The organism is Enterococcus sp. 7E2_DIV0204, assembly GCF_002140855.1.
Taxonomy (GTDB): Bacteria; Bacillota; Bacilli; order Lactobacillales; family Enterococcaceae; genus Enterococcus_L; species Enterococcus_L lemimoniae.
On sequence record NZ_NGKY01000002.1, the window covers coordinates 15,472 to 32,342 of the forward strand.

The 16,871-nt window shown below is 36.9% G+C and carries 21 protein-coding genes and 1 pseudogene; 19 read left to right on the plus strand and 3 right to left on the minus strand.

Annotation, left to right across the window (positions count from 1 at the left end):
* Nucleotides 1-178: 178 nt before the first annotated feature.
* The 19 genes and pseudogenes from A5819_RS15500 (at nt 179) to A5819_RS19935 (ending at nt 14,750) form a co-directional block, all read left to right on the plus strand.
* Entirely contained in the window at nt 179-799 is a 621-nt protein-coding gene (locus A5819_RS15500; RefSeq protein ID WP_086281720.1) for a DUF4355 domain-containing protein, read from the plus strand.
* Between the two features lie 12 nt (nt 800-811).
* Nucleotides 812-1,711 carry a DUF5309 family protein gene (locus A5819_RS15505; protein WP_086281719.1) on the plus strand — a complete coding sequence of 300 codons (900 nt, stop codon included), beginning with the start codon at nt 812-814 and terminating at the stop codon, nt 1,709-1,711.
* A 42-nt stretch (nt 1,712-1,753) separates the two neighbouring features.
* Nucleotides 1,754-1,993 (plus strand): hypothetical protein, encoded by a 240-nt coding sequence (locus A5819_RS15510; protein ID WP_086281718.1) that lies wholly within the window; start codon nt 1,754-1,756, stop codon nt 1,991-1,993.
* Between the two features lie 11 nt (nt 1,994-2,004).
* The gene (locus A5819_RS15515; protein WP_086281717.1) at nt 2,005-2,349 is read left to right on the plus strand and encodes a hypothetical protein; all 345 of its coding nucleotides are present in this window, start codon (nt 2,005-2,007) and stop codon (nt 2,347-2,349) included.
* Nucleotides 2,346-2,720: a DUF6093 family protein gene (locus tag A5819_RS15520; RefSeq protein WP_086281716.1), complete on the plus strand. Its 375-nt coding sequence runs from the start codon at nt 2,346-2,348 to the stop codon at nt 2,718-2,720. Before A5819_RS15515 ends, A5819_RS15520 begins: the two co-directional genes overlap by 4 nt.
* Nucleotides 2,713-3,111 carry an HK97 gp10 family phage protein gene (locus A5819_RS15525; protein ID WP_086281715.1) on the plus strand — a complete coding sequence of 133 codons (399 nt, stop codon included), beginning with the start codon at nt 2,713-2,715 and terminating at the stop codon, nt 3,109-3,111. Before A5819_RS15520 ends, A5819_RS15525 begins: the two co-directional genes overlap by 8 nt.
* A gap of 6 nt (nt 3,112-3,117) precedes the next feature.
* A complete protein-coding gene (locus A5819_RS19925) occupies nt 3,118-3,333 on the plus strand; it encodes a hypothetical protein (RefSeq protein WP_254907323.1) in 216 nt (71 codons plus the stop codon).
* A 161-nt stretch (nt 3,334-3,494) separates the two neighbouring features.
* Nucleotides 3,495-4,052, plus strand: a pseudogene (locus A5819_RS15535) (major tail protein); the annotation flags it as partial.
* A gap of 50 nt (nt 4,053-4,102) precedes the next feature.
* Nucleotides 4,103-4,456, plus strand: coding sequence for a phage tail assembly chaperone G (gpG, locus tag A5819_RS15540; protein ID WP_086281713.1), 354 nt, complete (start codon nt 4,103-4,105; stop codon nt 4,454-4,456).
* Between the two features lie 8 nt (nt 4,457-4,464).
* Nucleotides 4,465-4,659: a hypothetical protein gene (locus A5819_RS15545; RefSeq protein ID WP_086281712.1), complete on the plus strand. Its 195-nt coding sequence runs from the start codon at nt 4,465-4,467 to the stop codon at nt 4,657-4,659.
* 41 nt (nt 4,660-4,700) lie between these two features.
* Nucleotides 4,701-7,481 (plus strand): tape measure protein, encoded by a 2,781-nt coding sequence (locus A5819_RS15550; protein WP_086281732.1) that lies wholly within the window; start codon nt 4,701-4,703, stop codon nt 7,479-7,481.
* Nucleotides 7,471-8,205: a phage tail family protein gene (locus tag A5819_RS15555; RefSeq protein ID WP_086281711.1), complete on the plus strand. Its 735-nt coding sequence runs from the start codon at nt 7,471-7,473 to the stop codon at nt 8,203-8,205. The genes A5819_RS15550 and A5819_RS15555 overlap by 11 nt, the downstream gene beginning before the upstream one ends.
* The gene (locus tag A5819_RS15560; RefSeq protein ID WP_086281710.1) at nt 8,202-11,018 is read left to right on the plus strand and encodes a phage tail spike protein; all 2,817 of its coding nucleotides are present in this window, start codon (nt 8,202-8,204) and stop codon (nt 11,016-11,018) included. Before A5819_RS15555 ends, A5819_RS15560 begins: the two co-directional genes overlap by 4 nt.
* A 21-nt stretch (nt 11,019-11,039) precedes the next feature.
* Nucleotides 11,040-12,650, plus strand: a complete 1,611-nt coding sequence (locus A5819_RS15565) for a BppU family phage baseplate upper protein (protein ID WP_086281709.1) — start codon at nt 11,040-11,042, stop codon at nt 12,648-12,650.
* Nucleotides 12,651-13,151, plus strand: coding sequence for a hypothetical protein (locus tag A5819_RS19020; RefSeq protein WP_139843328.1), 501 nt, complete (start codon nt 12,651-12,653; stop codon nt 13,149-13,151). It begins immediately after the preceding gene.
* Nucleotides 13,152-13,168: 17 nt separating this feature from the next.
* Nucleotides 13,169-13,501, plus strand: a complete 333-nt coding sequence (locus tag A5819_RS15575) for a hypothetical protein (RefSeq protein ID WP_086281708.1) — start codon at nt 13,169-13,171, stop codon at nt 13,499-13,501.
* Nucleotides 13,501-13,608, plus strand: a complete 108-nt coding sequence (locus A5819_RS19930) for a CD1375 family protein (RefSeq protein WP_254907324.1) — start codon at nt 13,501-13,503, stop codon at nt 13,606-13,608. Before A5819_RS15575 ends, A5819_RS19930 begins: the two co-directional genes overlap by 1 nt.
* A gap of 43 nt (nt 13,609-13,651) precedes the next feature.
* Nucleotides 13,652-14,047, plus strand: a complete 396-nt coding sequence (locus A5819_RS15580) for a phage holin family protein (protein ID WP_086281707.1) — start codon at nt 13,652-13,654, stop codon at nt 14,045-14,047.
* The gene (locus A5819_RS19935; RefSeq protein WP_254907325.1) at nt 14,040-14,750 is read left to right on the plus strand and encodes a peptidoglycan amidohydrolase family protein; all 711 of its coding nucleotides are present in this window, start codon (nt 14,040-14,042) and stop codon (nt 14,748-14,750) included. The genes A5819_RS15580 and A5819_RS19935 overlap by 8 nt, the downstream gene beginning before the upstream one ends.
* Nucleotides 14,751-14,820: 70 nt before the next feature.
* Here the strand turns inward: A5819_RS19935 and A5819_RS15590 are convergent, their stop codons facing one another.
* The 3 genes from A5819_RS15590 to A5819_RS15600 all read right to left on the minus strand — a co-directional run bounded on the left by A5819_RS15590 (nt 14,821) and on the right by A5819_RS15600 (nt 16,640).
* Nucleotides 14,821-15,243 (minus strand): LysM peptidoglycan-binding domain-containing protein, encoded by a 423-nt coding sequence (locus tag A5819_RS15590; protein ID WP_086281706.1) that lies wholly within the window; start codon nt 15,241-15,243, stop codon nt 14,821-14,823.
* Nucleotides 15,244-15,577: 334 nt separating this feature from the next.
* Nucleotides 15,578-16,255 carry an ImmA/IrrE family metallo-endopeptidase gene (locus A5819_RS15595; RefSeq protein ID WP_086281705.1) on the minus strand — a complete coding sequence of 226 codons (678 nt, stop codon included), beginning with the start codon at nt 16,253-16,255 and terminating at the stop codon, nt 15,578-15,580.
* Nucleotides 16,256-16,262: 7 nt separating this feature from the next.
* Nucleotides 16,263-16,640 (minus strand): helix-turn-helix domain-containing protein, encoded by a 378-nt coding sequence (locus A5819_RS15600; protein WP_086281704.1) that lies wholly within the window; start codon nt 16,638-16,640, stop codon nt 16,263-16,265.
* Between the last annotated feature and the right edge of the window lie 231 nt (nt 16,641-16,871).

Sequence of the window (16,871 nt, forward strand, 5' to 3'; positions counted from 1 at the left end):
ATAGACTGTCAACCAAAATGGATAAATATATTAAAGTCACTAAATAGTGGCTTTTTGTTTTGTCCGAAATGACGTAAAACTAACGAATAGTGGGCGGTTATCCGAATGCTGGGCGTAAAAAATAATATCAATGCAATGCGGGGCGCAAGGCGAATCGTGGGGCAGAGGAGGAAGAACAATGAAAAAATTATTGCCAATGAACTTACAATTTTTTGCTGATGGTGGTGAAGATACACCAGAATTTTCTTTTGATGATTTTAAAGCATTTGCTGAATCCAACGAAGATGCGCAGAAGTTTCTTGAATCGCAAAGCCAATCTGTAGCAGACAAACAGTTGGAATCATGGCAAAAGAATAACCTTGATAAAATCAAACAGGATACTATCAAGAGTTATGAAGAATCTAAAAAGAATAAGACACCTGAACAAATTCAACTTGAAAAACTACAAACTGAAATGGCAGCGGAAAAAGCGCTACGTATTACAAGTGAAAACAAAGCTTTTGTGGCTGAACAAATTTCAGGTTTAGAACTTGATGGAGATTTAAAAGAGTCTGTTTCAAAATTTATGTTGAATAATTTAGTCAGCGATAACGCAGATTTTACTAAGAATGCAGTAGAAGCATTTACTGGTGTTTTAGAAACGATTAAGGAACAACATGCTGCATCTATTAAAGAATTAGAAATGAATTCAGCATTTGGCAACAAGCAACAACAGAACAACCCTGGATCACAGAATGAACAATCTGCTGGTGATCCAATGGCAGCGCTAGGAAAAGCGTTAGAACAATTCAAACAATAGGAGGCAACACACATGAAAAAAACATCAACAAATAATTTGGAGTATCTAGATATTTCTCCAATGATCAATATGCTACAAATCCCAAGTACACCTTTCTTATCATGGCTATTGGGAGCTGGTAAAACTGAACCTGCTAAATCTACTGAGATTAAATGGCGTGAATCAGAATTAAACGGTGATGATTCATCCGGTCAATTAGAGGGTGGAGAATACCCAGAAGCTGAATCAGGTCGAGTTTGGTTCAACAACTTTACAGAGATCTTCCGTAAATCAACATCAGTATCAGGCACTTTAGATGCTATTAATGTCAATGGTGTAGGGAATGAATTGACAAACCAAGTATCACAACGTGCATTGGAAATGAAACTTGACTTGAACCGTCAGCTAATAACTGGTGTTAAAGCTGATGAAAACGGCACGAAAGGGCGTCGCACAAATGGAGTTATGAATTTAATCAATCCAGCTAACGTCATTAACACGGCGTCTGCAACTGCTGTTACACGCAAAGATGTAGATAAAATGTTTAAGATTATGTATGACAAAGGCTATATGGGGGAGAAACTTTGCTTGGTTTCATCAGATATGCTTGATTTAATGACTGATGAAGTTGATGGGAAATCAAGTAAATCAGCTAAATTTGGTGATACTGTCCAATTCGGGTTACGCTTAGGCAGTATCACATCAAACTACGGGTCAGGTATTGCGTTATTAGAGCCTGCGTTACCAAACGGAACAATGATTGCCTTAGACACAAATTACGTCAAACTACGTCCGTTACGTGAATGGTCAGCCGAAGAGTTAGCGAAAACGACCGATTCAAAACGTATTGGGATTGTTGGTGAATATACAATTGAATATACTGCATCAAATTCAGGCGCTATTTTGAAATTAGCTGCTGGCTCAGAGGGATAGTGTAAAAACTATCTCTTTTATTTTTAATTAGGAGGAATTTAAATGGCTACAAAAAAAGAAACTGAAAAAATTATTGAAGAAGTAACAACGGAACAAGAAGAAGTGAAAACTGAAAATACAGTGACTTATAAAGTGCTAAAAAATAAAAACTTTGTTGGATTCGTTCATCCTGATACACGTCGATTAGTAACAGCTAACGACAAGGGAGAATTTATCGTTAAAAAATCGGATACCAAAGCAATTGCTATTCTGGATAACGCCGTTGATCTTCAAGAAATTTAGGATGTGCTCATATGACTGATGAAGAAAAGAAAAAAATAATTGATCAGATCAAAAAGCAATTTCCAGCAGCAGAAGAACAGCGGATTGAATCATTGTTAAATCTTATTTTATTAGAAATTGAATCATATAATACTTGTGGCAAGAAAATCGACTGGAAAAAGCTCTCTGATCTTGTTTCTGAGGTTTTGTATCAAGCAATGAAGAATGAATCAGAAAAAACTATCACGGCTGTAAAACGCGGCGACACGTCAATAAGCTATGCTAATACCTCACAAGCTGTACGCCAACTTTTAGATGGCTATGCTGCAATGGTCAAGCGTCTTATAGGTTGCGATAATGGGGTGAGTTTCTTTTGAACGAAGCTGAGATTTTAGCAATGACTTATACAGATACTTGCACAATCGAACGCTATGGCGATCACGAAGATCCTGAAACAGGAGTAACAGAGCAAACTTATCAAGCTGTCAGCGAGAATCTCCCTTGTGCTTTATCTCAGAGTGGGCTAGGTAGTTCAGGCAATTTGGCTGTAGTAGAAAATACAGGAATGGTCAATGTTACCTACGAGGAACAAAAGCTATTTCTTATGCCTACAGTAGATATCCGAAAAGGTGATCGAATTCAAATTACTCAATCCACAGGACAGCAGCACACATCGTTTGCAAAGAAGCCTTTTTCATATCCTAGTCATTTGGAAGTGAACTTGTCAGGAAGTGAAATTGATGGCTAAAAAAGGATACAGCATGCAATCGAATGCTAAAAAGGTGATTGAAAACTTTAAAAAAATGACTCCTTTAGCCGAAGCACAAGGAATTATGTTAGTAAATGATTCTTTAGCAAAAATTTATCAATTGATCGTCCCGATCACACCGATTAAAACAGGTGATTTGCGTAGGGGTTATCGGATTGTTAAAGCTAGAAAGCTTTCGAGCGGTCGCATTGTGGGTGCTTTAATAAACAACGAAAAATACTTTAAATATATAAATGATGGCCATCGTACAAAGAATGGTGGTTTTGTTAAAGGTCGATTCATGCTTCAGAAGGCGCAAAATTTAGCACACATGACGTACATTCCACGCCGATTCAAACAAATGGCCATTGTTATTGCTAAGAAAGGGTAGTTGCTTATGTACAATGAAGTTTTGTCTGCAGTGACAGGAATTCTAAAGCAGATTAAACCTGATGCCACTGTCTATTTAGATTCTGTGATGCAATCTGATAAGCCGTTGTACTTCATTCTGAGTATTGAAGAAGGCGGAACTGAGAATGTGGGTATCACGATTCAAAATGCTTCGTTTTTAGTAGACATTGCGATTGTAGACAACAAAGAAAAAAAAAACTAGTAAAGGACCTCACGGCTCAGTGCGGTTCTTTTTTTAATGTAATTGAAATGGATGGAAATCAACTCTTTCCAGAAAATTATTTACCTTATAAATCTGATGGGGTGCAACACATTAGTTTTACGGTTGCATTTCCACAACAAATTGAATGGAGTGAAACATAAATGAAAAAAAGTAAAGTAGGAATTATTTCGGTTGAAAAGCCTACATGGTTTCCCATGGATGATGAATCGGCTGATTTTCCGACATATAAAGAACCAATAACGATTGGAACGGCAGTTAGTATCAACCCTACACTAAATTACGAAACATCACCTGATTATGGAGATGGAGTAGTTCAGGATCAATTTACCGCTTTCGGTGGCGCAGAGGTAGCGTTAACTACTAACGGGTATATCAACAGTGTATTAGCTGCATTAACGGGAGCTAAGATGGTTGGGGGCGGCGTGTTACGTTCGGCAGACGATATTACACCAGATGGAGCTTTTGCATATCGTCGCAAAAAATCGAATGGCCATTTTAGATATACGATTTTCTACAAAGGGCAGTTTTTGTTGTCATCTGATGAATCAACAACTCAAGAGGGCAGCACCATTTCATACACGCATCCAGAATGGACCGGAAATTTTGTGGATGTTCCTGGTGTCGGGTATATGTGGTCTGTCGATTCTGACGATGAAAAAGTTGATCCTGACGTTATTAAAAATTGGTTTACTAAGGTAACTAAACCTATTGATTTTGCAGCAAGTAAAAATGGTGGAGGAGAAAAATAATGACTAGTAAATTACAAACAACGATCAAATTGAACTTTAAAAAAGCTAAAGGTGGATACGAAAAGAAACAATTCAAATCTGCTGAGATTTTACCTGGTTCAGTTATGGAAGATGCGACCGCTTTACAAGTAGAACTTGAAGAGTCAACTCAAACCAATGACATGGAAGAAATTCGACCAGTCTTGCGAAAATGTTATGACTTTATCGCAGAAGTGATTTTCGAAGGACAATTCACAGGTCAAGAATATTTAGACGGTATGGATGCCAGAGAAATTTTAAAAATGACCGGACAACTTTTAGCTTCAGTATCAGTTGGCTACGATGCCGCTTATGCAGAAACGAAAAAAAAGTAACCGACCTTTTGCAGCATCCTGATTTTTCTCGTACACCACAATATCATGAAATGTCTTTAAAAGTTGAATTGTTTGAGATGGGTTGGACCTTTAACGAAATAGAAAATACTGATTTCAACGAACTAATGAAACTGATTGCTTTTAGAGATGGTGTCAAAGAGTATCAAGATATTAAGTACCTTGATGAAAATACGATGTTCTAGGGGGTGACACTTTTTTGAATAATGAAGATTTAGTATTAAAAATGATCCTAGATGAATCTGGATTTGCATCTGGATTGAACTCAGCAGTAAAAAAACTTGGTGATTTTGATGGTAAAGTGGACAACACAAGTCAAAAAGGCGGTCGCTCTCTAGGCAGTATTTGGACGTCATTTGCTGGCAACTTTTTAGCTAGTGGAGCAACTAAAATCATTTCCAAAGGAATTGGAATGATCACAAGTAATATAGACGGCGCTATTAATCGAGTTGATACCTTAAATAATGCTAACCGTGTATTTGAAAACATGGGTTTTTCTGCTGGGGAAACATCAAGAACAATGGATAGCTTAAAGAAAAGTATTCAAGGTCTACCCACCCCTTTGGATGGTGCGATTAAAGGTGTTCAACTTATTGCTTCGTCTACGAACGATCTAGGCAAGTCAGAGCAAATATTCGCTGCTCTAAATAATGGGATTCTTGGTTTTGGTGGATCTGCTGAAATGGTAGATAACGCCATTGTCCAGTTATCACAATCATTTTCTAATGGTAAGGTCGATGCGCAGACATGGAACAGTATGATCAATAGTGGTCTAGGTCCCGCGCTAAATGCCTTAGCGAAGCAAATGGGACTTACTGCTGGCGAACTTAAAGAAGGTTTATCTAGCGGATCAATTTCTGTATCAGAATTTCAAGATTCTTTGATTAAACTGAACAAAGAAGGCGGTGGAGGTCTTAAATCATTAGAACAAATTGCAAAAGATTCAACAGCAGGTATCAAAACAGGTCTTGCTAACATGAAAACAGCGATTGTTCGTGGTGTAGCTAATGTAGTCACCAAGTTTGATGAAGGACTTAAAAATGCTGGATTTGGTACTATAAGCGAAATTATCGCAAAACAAGGTGAAAAATTTGAAAAGATTCTCACTAATTTTGCTAATGCTTTACCTGGAATAATTAAAACGGTTAAGCAGCTATATGATACTTTAAAACCTTATGAGCCAGTACTTGTAGGATTAGCAGCGAGCATCGGAACGCTTATGGTCATCAATAAAGTTAAAAATGCTATGGACGCATGGAAGGAAGCAACAGAAGCAGTAACTATCGTTCAAGCAATACTAAATTCTACAATGCTTGCCAATCCAATTGTCGCAATTACTGTTTTAATTGCGGGATTAGTTGCAGGTCTTATTTATTTTTGGAAAACGAATGAAGGTTTCCGAAAATTTATGAAAGATACATGGGAAGGTATCAAAGAAGTTGTCAGCAATGCTGCAGATTCTGTCGTAAAAGCTTGGAACAGCACAATGAAGTGGTTCTCTGATATGTGGAAAGCTATGAAGGATGCCGGAAAAAATGCCGCTGAAGGTGTAAAAGGGGCTTGGGATAACACAAAGGAATGGTTTTCTAATCAATTCAAAGAAATCCAAGATCTCGGAAAAAACATATGGAACAGCACTGTAGATGGTGCCAAGTCTGCTGTTGACAGTGTGAAAGAAACGTGGACCGGGGTGAAACAATGGTTTGCTGATCTATGGGATGGCGCAACATCAACAGCAAGCGGGTTAGTAGATGGCATTATGCAATATATTGGGCCACTTGTCTATGGCGTTAGAAATGCATTCATGCATATGGGATTGTTTCTTAGTAACTTATGGGGAAACCTTGTAAATATCGCTAAAAATATTTTTACTATCCTTAAAAATGTCATTATGGCACCAGTGTTGTTTGTCACTTCTTTAATCTCAGATGGCTGGGATGAAGCGAAGAACAACATGATTGCTGTTTGGGATAACATTGCAGAAGCAGCGGGGAATATCTGGGGATCAATCACAGATATTATTTCAAATTTATTCTTAAATACAAAAATGGCTGGGTTAAACGTTTGGCTTGGATTGAAGAATTCGTTTATCAAGATATGGACGGATGTATCAGACGGCGCTGTTGAAATATGGGAAGGCGTAAAAACATATTTTGCTAATTTGTGGACAGGTATTAAAGAGAATGCAGCTCAAATGTGGACAGATACGAAAACCAGTGTTGTGCAAACATGGAATGATATGAAGCAAAGTGCTTCAGATATCTGGGAGTCGGTAAAGTTATTCTTCGCCAACACTTGGCAATCCATTTTAGATGGCGCTGTATCAGCTTGGGACAATACGAAACAAGCAACTGTTGACGCTTGGGAAAGCATTAAACAATTCTTTAAAGATACAGTAGACAATATTGTAGCAACTGCACAAGGAGCATGGGAAGGCTTAAAACAAGGTGTTCGTGATGCGATAGATGCAGTTAAAAATATTTTTAATGAAATGAAAAATATCGATCTATTTGAAATTGGTAAAAATATAATCCAAGGGTTAATAGATGGTGTTAATGAGATGATTGGTAAAGTAGGAAAAGCTGTCAAAGGTGTAGCTGGATCAATCAAAGATACTATCAAGAAAAATTTAGGCATTCACTCACCATCACGTTGGATGCGAGACATGATTGGTAAAAATATCGTGTTAGGTGTTGTTAAAGGTGTAGAGCAAGAACAAAGCACTTTAGATGGCGCTGTAAGAAAGATGACTGATTTACCAGTTGACTTACCAACGGTATCAACTAAATCAGATAGTCCAATGATAAAAAACGAAAAGGCACAACTTCAACAAAATGATCGTTTATCACAAGTAAATGATGGAGATACATTCAATATTAACTTACAAGCTTTCGGAGATCTCTCAGAATCACAAATGATGCAGATTGCTCGTAAATTAGTTAAATCTATTGAAGAAGTTAGGAAAAATGATATAGCGCCACAAGGAGGGATGTTCAATGGAGTATAAAAGAGGTCAATTCAAAATTAATGGTAAACACAGTGAAGAATTTACTGTTTTTATGAGAGATCGCCCAGAACGTCCTTCTGCTGGTCGTGTCATTGAACTAAGAGAAAGACCAGGTAACGATTCGATTGTAATGGATTTTAAATACTATAAAAATGTCGAGCGTGTTATTTCTTGTTATGCAAAAGCAAGTGATTTTGAGAGTGTTCCTTTCTTAGAAAATGACATCTCTAATTGGTTAGATACTGGTTCTTATAGCGATTTTATCGTCTATTATGATCCTCATTACATTTATCAAGCAGTTGTGACTTCTCCACCAAATTTTACAGGACAGCGTAAGAATGGACTACAAATTCCATTTGACTTTACGGTAAGCATGAGGCCATTTAAGCAGTCTCGGACAGGTTCCGTTTGGAGATCAAATGAAAAACTATTAAGCAATACGGAGAATTATCCCTCAAAACCAAAGATTCATATTATTGGTTCGGGGGATATTTCTTTTTGGATTAATGATCACAAATATGATTTGAAAAAAGTTGAAGATGAGATATTTATCGATTCGTTTATTGAAGAATCATATAGATATCTAGGAAATCAATTGCAAATGTTAGACCATAAAACCTTGTTTAAAGACTATCCTATTTTAGATAAAGGCGAAAACAAAATTAAGTGGACTGGCAACGTGAAGGAATTAAGAATACAACCAAGGTGGTGGACAAAGGTATGACGCCAGTTATTTACGAACCAAGAGAGACAGATTTTACGCACAATGGATTAGGTCGGTTATCCGAAGCAATTCGTTGTGATGTAACTGAAGAAGCAAACGGTAAATATGAATTAGAGCTTGAATACCCAGCGATAAGTCGTTTTTCCGAATACTTTGAGAACGGGTATCAAATTAAAGCTAAACCGAACGATTTAGAAGAGTATCACGTATTTGAAATTAAACAAACTTATAAAGACACTTTTTCCAATACAGTAGTTGTTTATGCCCAATCAAGAACCTATAAATTAGGGAACCGTCAAGTGCAATACGTGGAAATAAAGTCCGCTAACGGTAGAGAAGCAATGAAAGCTATTGAAGATGGAATGGATGCCCCGTGTGATGTGAAATTGTATTCAGATATTCCAACAATATCAAGCACTATATTTGAGGTCCGCAACGCTTTAAACTGTATCGCAGGAGAGCAAGGTTCCTTACTGCAATATTGGGGTGGGGAAATGAAACGTGAGCCGTTCAAGTTCTCACTATTGCAGCGTAGAGGAAGAGATAATGTTGGGACTGTACGCTATGGTAAAGATGTAAATGGATTGAAAATTAAATTTGACTGGACAGCTATTGTTACTAAAGTTTTGCCCTATGCTGATTTGCAGGACGGAAACGATGGAAAAACAAAACGAATATACGGGAATCCTGTTATTAGTGAGTATATGAATAACTATCCAGATATTTATGCGAGATACATTCAATTTACTGAAGAACAAGGTGTAACAGATGTGGCTAGTTTGAATAAAGTAGCGAAGAATTATTTTTCTACTCTGAATCCTGGATCAGATAAGCCTAAAGTAAATATTGAACTTGAAATCGAAAAATTATCTGATTCCGAAGAGGCAAAAGAATTCGCTAAGATTAGAAACTATGGACTGTTTGACACATTTAAGTTGTACCACAAACTTTATGACATTGATATTGATACTAAAGTGAACGGGATTGTTTATGATAGTTTACTGGAAAAAAATAAAGGAGTTATAGCAGGTGATATCGCAGTTGCGTTTTACAAACAGCAAAACTACGATTTCCAAGAGACCATTAAAACTTTAACCAAGAAAGGATACATGAGTGAATTTGTGGACTACATCACGGATTTAATCAACGGTGTAAAAGGCGGATCGATTCTCCAATATCCTAAGAATAAGCCAAACTCAATTTACTTTATGGACACAGATTCTACAGACACGGCCAAAGATGTGATCGTTATCAACAATCAAGGTATTGGCTTTTCTCGTACTGGTTGGAAAGGACCATTCAAGAATGCTTGGACTATTGACGGTATATTGAATGCTGACTTTATCCGGACTGGTAAAATCATTTCAGATGTATTTGAATCTTCATTCAACGCTTATGGTGATCAATTACGTTTAGAAGGTGGAGCGCTACAGGCAATCAACAATAAACGTAAAATAATGGAATTGGCCAAACAAGGACTTGAATTCTGGAACGGCAATAGTCATGTTGGAACGATGGGAACGAAAGGGAATCCATTCCCGAATTTGACAGGTATTGATGGACCAGTTATTACTGACGGGAACTCTTTATTATTAGTTGGAGACGATGCTAAAAAGATTGTTGGCCTATCTAATCAAACAAATAAAGGGATTGTGATAAATGGTGGTCAGTTAATGTTTTTAGGTGATTCACTTTCGTTCTCTAGTGGGGAAGTTGGTAAAAAGTCTAAAGCAATCTTTCAAGATGTCGAAATCGTAGGTAAGCTCCTTGTTAACGGTAAAGAAGTTGTGCCTGGACAACAAGGCGGTGGCGATGGTGGAGGAACTGGCACAGGCGGTTATCCACCAGAAGTAACAAGCAAAGCTGATAAATTCGCTTGGGATTTATGGGCTTATCTGTTAGCGAATGGCTACAGCAAAGCTGCTGCGGCTGGAATCTTAGGAAATGTCCAACAAGAAACAGGTCATACTATGGACCCAGATACCCTTCAAGGTGGCGTAGGCCCTGGTTATGGGTTAGTTCAATGGGATGGTTCCGCTTATCCACTGGTAGGAAGTCCGACTTTTGACGGTATCCAATACGTAAAAAACTTAATGAAAGCAGCCAACATCAATGATGGACATTCTTCTATTCTCGGACAATCAAAACTTATTGATTGGTGTATGTATAACGGTCAGTGGTTGGGGATTGTAGCACCGACTAATGTTGATGGGTTTAAGCAGATGAGCGATCCGAAAGCTGCAGCGAATACATTTGAACGAAACTTTGAACGTCCCGCAGCAGCTCATCCAGAGAGACAAGGATACGCTCAAGAATGGTACAACAAATTTAAAGATTTGAAACCATCAACTGAAACAGGAAAAGAAGGACTCAGACATTTAGATTCTTTAGTTGGTAAATGGCTTGGTAATGGTCAATGTTATGCTGTTCCGGCTGAATATTCAGGTGTTTTAGGTGGTTGCGGATTGGGAGCTGGTACAAAATATGCTCTTAGTCATGTTATAGGCGATACTTCGGGTGCGGCTGACATAGGTAGCTCTTATGATTGGTCGGCGGTTGGATGGAAAGTTATTTATCAACCATCATATAAACAGTTAGTTTCAGGATCCATAATAAATTGGAAGCGCGGAGGTAATATTGGTGGTTTTACTGTAGACGGAACATATGGACATACTGGAGTTATACGTGGCTTGAAAGATGGTGGATTCTTAACATATGAACAAAACATTGGAAAAGGACAAATAGTAGAGAAATATGAGCGTCCATGGGTGGGATCAAGTGAAATTAGTTCCATTGTTATTCCACCAAAATAATAAAGAAAGAGAGGTGATCATATGGCTAAATGGGCAGGTACATTAAGTACCACGGAACCTTATAACCATTTAGGGCTTTTGAAAGTACGGCAAGGAAACAAAAATAGTGAAGTATTTGAATTTAAAATAGTCCAAAATGGAGTACCTTACGACCTTTCAGGTTATAGGGTATTCTTTTGTACACATTTTGAACCATATATCTCCGTAGAAAAAAATGCTGAAATTCTTGATGCCAAGAAAGGTCTTATCCGTTTTACTATGGATGATTACTGTATGCAAAAAGTCGGCAGGCAAGAAGGGTACTTCGAAATCTACAAAGAAGATACTTTTTTAGATGCGACTCAATATTTCACGTACACGGTACAAACATCCATTATTAAACAATTGATGGATGGAGAATCTTATATCCAACGATTAGAAGAATTACTTAAGAAACTGCAAGAAGCAATGGATAAATCGCAAGAAGAAGTTGAGAAATGGTTAGAAGAGAATCGTCAAAAAATAGACGATCTCATGAAAGAAATGGATCAATTCTTTGCTGATAAAAAAAATGAGTTTAACGTATGGTTTGAATCTGTACGTGAAATCTTAGAATCGATTGACCCTGGTGGCGTATTACTTAGTGAAATTATAAGAGCTAGATCCAGCGACCGTTACGGAACGTTTAAGAATGTAGATGAACGGCTTGAATATGCCGAAGCTGTATTTTCAGCAGATACCAACCTAATGACGATTAATCATAATTTTAGAGGTTATCCAAGATTAAGAGTTTTGTATTGGGATTATGGTATGGCAACAAGACCATTAGCTATGGAGCCAACAGGTATCGGTGGCGGCAATGTAAGGACTGTTGAATCGAATGTGGAATACTTGGACCCGTACAGCTTGATTGTTAAAGTGCCAATCAATTATCAATTTATAGATCCCGAATTTGTGTTTATCGATAGTAAAAAATTTCGTTTAATTTCCGACTATAGGGTTATTCAGGTGGAACTATTGGAGGATAGTATCAGCGGATTTGTGGAACAAACTTGTACAATCGATTTTAAAAATAAAATAGTGGGTAGTGTTAAAGAAAATCCGCATATCATACGAAGAACTGCTGACACTGTCTTAATAGATCCGAGTGTAAAAAGAGAGGAACCAACGCAATCCGAAATCGATCGTATAAAAGATTTAGATGGTGCCTTGTATGTAATAACCAATAAAACGAAAGACAATCTAGTGCAAGCAATCGCAAGCTTTGACTTGATAACCGACATTGATCGCCGCTTTACTGGATTATTCGAGTTACACAAAGCAGTCACTCAAGCGCAGAAAACGGAAGTTGTTAAAAGGATAGTTACCGATATAACTTACAATGTACATGGTTTTGCAGCTGGACCATCAAGCAATGCTTTATCAACTGCACCGTCAAGCAATAAAGGATGGGGCGGCATAAAGGTCACTAAATCCGATGTAATCCACAATAATAGTCGGAGTTTTAGCGGCAATCAAATCAATGCGATTGTGCAAGATGACGGTTGTTTCTATGTGACTATTTTTGCGCCAGCCAGTGATGGCACAACCCCGAGCGTGCTCAATTTAGATTACGTGAGTTTAGAATACAAAATAAAAGTAGGAGGTATCTAAATGTATAAATTTAAAAAAGGTGATTCGGATTATCATGATTCATTAAATGCTAACTTTGATGAAACCATGAAAAATACAGGTAATGAAACTATTGCAGGTATTAAAAACTTTAAAGATGGGCTGTTGTTTAATGGTCAACAAGTTCAAGCTGGATTGTTTAAAAGAGCAGTTACAGACTCTGATCGAGCAGACCCGACGAATATTGCAAAAGTTAACGGAACATTTACTAGAATTGGTAACCTCGTACATGTGGCATTTAACTTTACTTGTGATGTTTGGGCAAGTGGAATTGAAACTCGCTGGGTTTTAAAAGTACCGGATGGCTACAAACGTGATTCAAGTGATCCGGAATATATAGCTTTAGCAACCAGTCGAAATGCTAATCAACCAGCAGATGCACGAGCCTTCATCAATAAGTCAAATATAATTGAGGTAAAATCTGGTAATGGTAGCTCGTATGTGAGTGGCACTTGGATCACTAATGACCCGTTTCCAAAATAATATGAGGAGGAATTAGAATGAAAAAAATTTACGAAAGTTTATACCCAGTAGGATATAAAGATACCCTGGTTTCGGATGATTTTAAAACAATGGTCCCGTATACAGAAATCGAGCCATTAGAGTTGGATAATCCTCAATCTCAATATTTTGATTATGAGGAAAATCAGTGGAAGGAAGCTCTTACTCTGGATGTGAGCGCAAAATTGAACCTTTTAGAAAAGTTGAATCAAGCAGCGAATAATGAAATTGAGAAGCTCGTCGATAAAGTTGAAAAACAGACAGAAGAAACATTGAACACACAATTGGCAATTGCGGAAATTTACGAGACAATCAGCGGAGGCGAAAAATAATGATTAAATTATACGCGGATTTGATTGAGAAAAATGTTAAATCTATTGAAGATGTACCAAAGGATTTGCAGAAAAAAGTAAAAGCAGAATTAAAAAAACGAGGGTAGCAATTGCTACTCTCGATCTGCATAAAAAGAAAAGGTGGTAATTATGAAAATGTTTACGTATTTGGATAGTCTCTTGAGTGACGCGGACCATAAAGCGATTTATGTTTTAGCGTTAATTTGTGGTGCAATGATCATTGATTTTTTAAGCGGTACAATCGCAGCAAAGATCAATCCTAGTATCGAGTTTAAAAGTAAAGTAGGAATCAACGGTATTTTAAGAAAGGTAGCAAGCATGGTGTTGTTAATGTTCTTCATTCCAATTGCACCATTAATCCCTGGTGGTGCTGGGGTAGGATTGATTTATGTTTTATATATCGGTTACTTCTTGATGGAATTGAAATCGATTCTTGAGAATTATAAAAAAATGGGTGTAGCTACAGAGTTATTTGAAAATTTTATTAAGAGCATAAAAAGCGGAAAGGATGATGAAAATGAGTAATATTAGCGCAATGATTGGATGGATGTCAGATCGACTTGGAAAAGTAACCTACAGCATGACCAACCGATTGGGTCCTAATAGCTACGATTGTTCTAGTGCCGTTTATAATGCTTTGATTGCCGGCGGATTTTTAAAAGCGGGGTCGATGGGCAACACCGAGACTTTATTTAACGACTTAGAGCGCAATGGCTGGCAACAGGTCCAACCAGATGCAAACGGAAACTATCCAGCAAAAAAAGGAGATATCTTTATCTGGGGTACTCGTGGCCAAACGTTAGGTGCTGCAGGTCACACAGGTATTTTTATTGACGACAGCGATCAAATTATCCATTGTAATTATGGGTTTAATGGTATCACAGTCAATGATCACGATTATATCTGGAATCTTAATGGTCAACCAGCGATTACAATTTATCGCTTCAAAGGTGAACAGACCGAGAAGCCAGCAACTGAACAAAATAAACCAGACTCAAGTAATGGAGGGAATAATATGTATACTTATATTAAAAGATTACCAAATGGTCGCGATGAAATATGGTTTGTAAATGGAACAACTCGTATGTACTTGCCAACAGGCAAACACGTTGAAGAAGCAAACGCGTTGATTAAACGGTACGGTGGAACAACTGATCAAGTGAGATACAATTACGATAATTATGGATTGAAAATGATCGAATCAAGTACGAAAGAAATCAAGTTTTAAAGCATAATTACTAAATTATAAAAAAAGCACCCCATATTAGATTTATGATCTAACTTTTGGGGTGCTTTTTTTATTTGATTCTTAGTGATTGACCGGGTACAATTCCATAATTTTCTTCAAAACCATTTAGTTGCATTAGACTATCTAATGATACTCCATTCCTTTCAGCAAATTGTCGCGGACCTTCTCCATTTAAAACCTCAGCATAAACAGGATCATTGTTTTCTACAGGTTGTTCTCCGCTACTAGGAACAGCTTCTTCAACGGCAACTTCACTTTCAGGTTGCTGAGTTTCTTGAAGAGTTGCAACGCTTTGGCTTGTTTCAGAACTACTTTCCACAATTGAGCTACTTGTGGATGTAGATGATTCTTTCGTGCTTAAGCTAGTTGACTGTTCAACTTTACTACTAGAAGATGTTTCTTTTTTATCATTTCCACACGCTGTAAGTCCAAATACAGCTATTAATATAACTCCATAAACTACTTTTTTCATGTTAATCCTCCTAAGATAATTTTCTAAATAAGTATATCAAACAAAACGTTAAGATTAAACAGATAACTCATAACTATAATAATTTTCCACAAATTTTTCCACAAACCGTGGTGAATATAATGGTATTTTAAGTTTGTTGAAAGCGAAAATGCTGATTTTACGGTATTCTATGCCGATTAAATAACCGATTAAATAACTACCAAGAGTAAATAACAACCTTCATTTCCACCACAGACGACGGTCGTGGTGGTTTTTTTATTTTATTGCACAAAATAAGCGTGAAACAATAATCAGAAAAAATGATTATTGTTTCACGCTTATTTATTTACGAGGCTCACAAGGCTTCAATAAATCGATTTGTCCGAAACAGTCGTGCTTCCAAGTTCGTCCCCAGTTCAATTGCTGCATGCTGTCCTTTACCACCAAATTTATACCGAATAGCATCCGCATTGGTTTTAGCTGCAATATAAGAAACACCAAAATTAGCTTGCATCGTATGAATCAAACGAACATACAGTGCACTTTCAGATATACCAAATTGAGTTGAAAGTTGAGCTAAATTCCAGCCTTCTTTTAAAAAACGAAAGAAAACAACATCTGGTATTAGAATTGCTGAAGCACCAATATTTGCCTGGAATTCATGTAAGACTTCATTGTAAGAATATTGCAGACTACGATCTGTATCAGTAAAAATCGTGTCATTTTCCGTCATGTGAAATAAATAATGAGTAATTTCATGACTGATAGTGAAATTTTTTCTTTTTTCACTCATATTTTGGTTATAGCCAATCGTAGTCTCCAAAGAGTCTTTAACGATCATACCAGAAATCCGATCTCTTGCGACGCCATCAAATGGAAAACTGCGCATTGAAACGCCCTTAGATTTTACGAAATCCCAAAGATAGGAACAGTCATAATTTTCATAACCGATATTATTTGCAACCATCAAGGCCGAGATATAATCGTTTATTTTATCTGAAAAACTAAGATATTCATCAATTTGCTCTGTCATCCATTAATCACGCCTTGTCGTCTTGTTTTAATTCTCGCTCACGTTCGATTTCAGATCTTCTAAAACGAAGAAAACGATCTACTTCATCTTTTAATTCATCCACTTCATTTTCAGATAAACCATCTGTGTTCATCCGAAACATAATCTGGGATGATAAATTCTCTTCCTGAGCAGCCTCTTTAATAGAAGGAATTTGCGATCTTCCTAATAAGTAGTCCGTGGAAACGTTAAAGTAATCTGCTACTTTTTGGATATTTTCTATTTTAGGAGAAGAAGTATCCCAACGGCGAATTTGTCCATTTGAAATACCTGTATTTCGTTCGATTTCAGCAAAAGTCACTTTTTTCTTGTCAGCCAGCTCTTTAATTCTGTAAGTTAAACTCATGTTTTTCAACCTTTCATAAGCTTAATGAAAAAAACATTAGCTTTTAAGCTATTTTTAGTTGACAATTAGCTTTTAAGCTATTAAAATGTTCTTATAAGCTAATTTATCAGTAAATAGTTAGTCAAGCCATTCTAGTCATCATTTTCGATAAAAAGGAAACGACAGCAGTAGAATAGAGCTTATTTAACTATACTTATATAATAGCGTAAATGCTATTTTTAGTCAACGATT

Excerpts from the sequence above, each read along its gene's own strand:
- A5819_RS15510 (WP_086281718.1), top strand. The coding sequence starts at position 1,754 with ATGGCTACAAAAAAAGAAACTGAAAAAATTATTGAAGAAGTAACAACG.
- A5819_RS15595 (WP_086281705.1), bottom strand. The coding sequence starts at position 16,255 with ATGACAGAGCAAATTGATGAATATCTTAGTTTTTCAGATAAAATAAAC.
- gpG (WP_086281713.1), top strand. The coding sequence starts at position 4,103 with ATGACTAGTAAATTACAAACAACGATCAAATTGAACTTTAAAAAAGCT.
- A5819_RS19930 (WP_254907324.1), top strand. The coding sequence starts at position 13,501 with ATGATTAAATTATACGCGGATTTGATTGAGAAAAATGTTAAATCTATT.
- A5819_RS15590 (WP_086281706.1), bottom strand. The coding sequence starts at position 15,243 with ATGAAAAAAGTAGTTTATGGAGTTATATTAATAGCTGTATTTGGACTT.
- A5819_RS15515 (WP_086281717.1), top strand. The coding sequence starts at position 2,005 with ATGACTGATGAAGAAAAGAAAAAAATAATTGATCAGATCAAAAAGCAA.
- A5819_RS15550 (WP_086281732.1), top strand. The coding sequence starts at position 4,701 with ATGATCCTAGATGAATCTGGATTTGCATCTGGATTGAACTCAGCAGTA.
- A5819_RS19020 (WP_139843328.1), top strand. The coding sequence starts at position 12,651 with ATGTATAAATTTAAAAAAGGTGATTCGGATTATCATGATTCATTAAAT.
- A5819_RS15575 (WP_086281708.1), top strand. The coding sequence starts at position 13,169 with ATGAAAAAAATTTACGAAAGTTTATACCCAGTAGGATATAAAGATACC.
- A5819_RS15565 (WP_086281709.1), top strand. The coding sequence starts at position 11,040 with ATGGCTAAATGGGCAGGTACATTAAGTACCACGGAACCTTATAACCAT.
- A5819_RS15580 (WP_086281707.1), top strand. The coding sequence starts at position 13,652 with ATGAAAATGTTTACGTATTTGGATAGTCTCTTGAGTGACGCGGACCAT.
- A5819_RS19935 (WP_254907325.1), top strand. The coding sequence starts at position 14,040 with ATGAGTAATATTAGCGCAATGATTGGATGGATGTCAGATCGACTTGGA.
- A5819_RS15505 (WP_086281719.1), top strand. The coding sequence starts at position 812 with ATGAAAAAAACATCAACAAATAATTTGGAGTATCTAGATATTTCTCCA.
- A5819_RS15560 (WP_086281710.1), top strand. The coding sequence starts at position 8,202 with ATGACGCCAGTTATTTACGAACCAAGAGAGACAGATTTTACGCACAAT.
- A5819_RS15500 (WP_086281720.1), top strand. The coding sequence starts at position 179 with ATGAAAAAATTATTGCCAATGAACTTACAATTTTTTGCTGATGGTGGT.
- A5819_RS19925 (WP_254907323.1), top strand. The coding sequence starts at position 3,118 with ATGTACAATGAAGTTTTGTCTGCAGTGACAGGAATTCTAAAGCAGATT.
- A5819_RS15600 (WP_086281704.1), bottom strand. The coding sequence starts at position 16,640 with ATGAGTTTAACTTACAGAATTAAAGAGCTGGCTGACAAGAAAAAAGTG.
- A5819_RS15555 (WP_086281711.1), top strand. The coding sequence starts at position 7,471 with ATGGAGTATAAAAGAGGTCAATTCAAAATTAATGGTAAACACAGTGAA.
- A5819_RS15525 (WP_086281715.1), top strand. The coding sequence starts at position 2,713 with ATGGCTAAAAAAGGATACAGCATGCAATCGAATGCTAAAAAGGTGATT.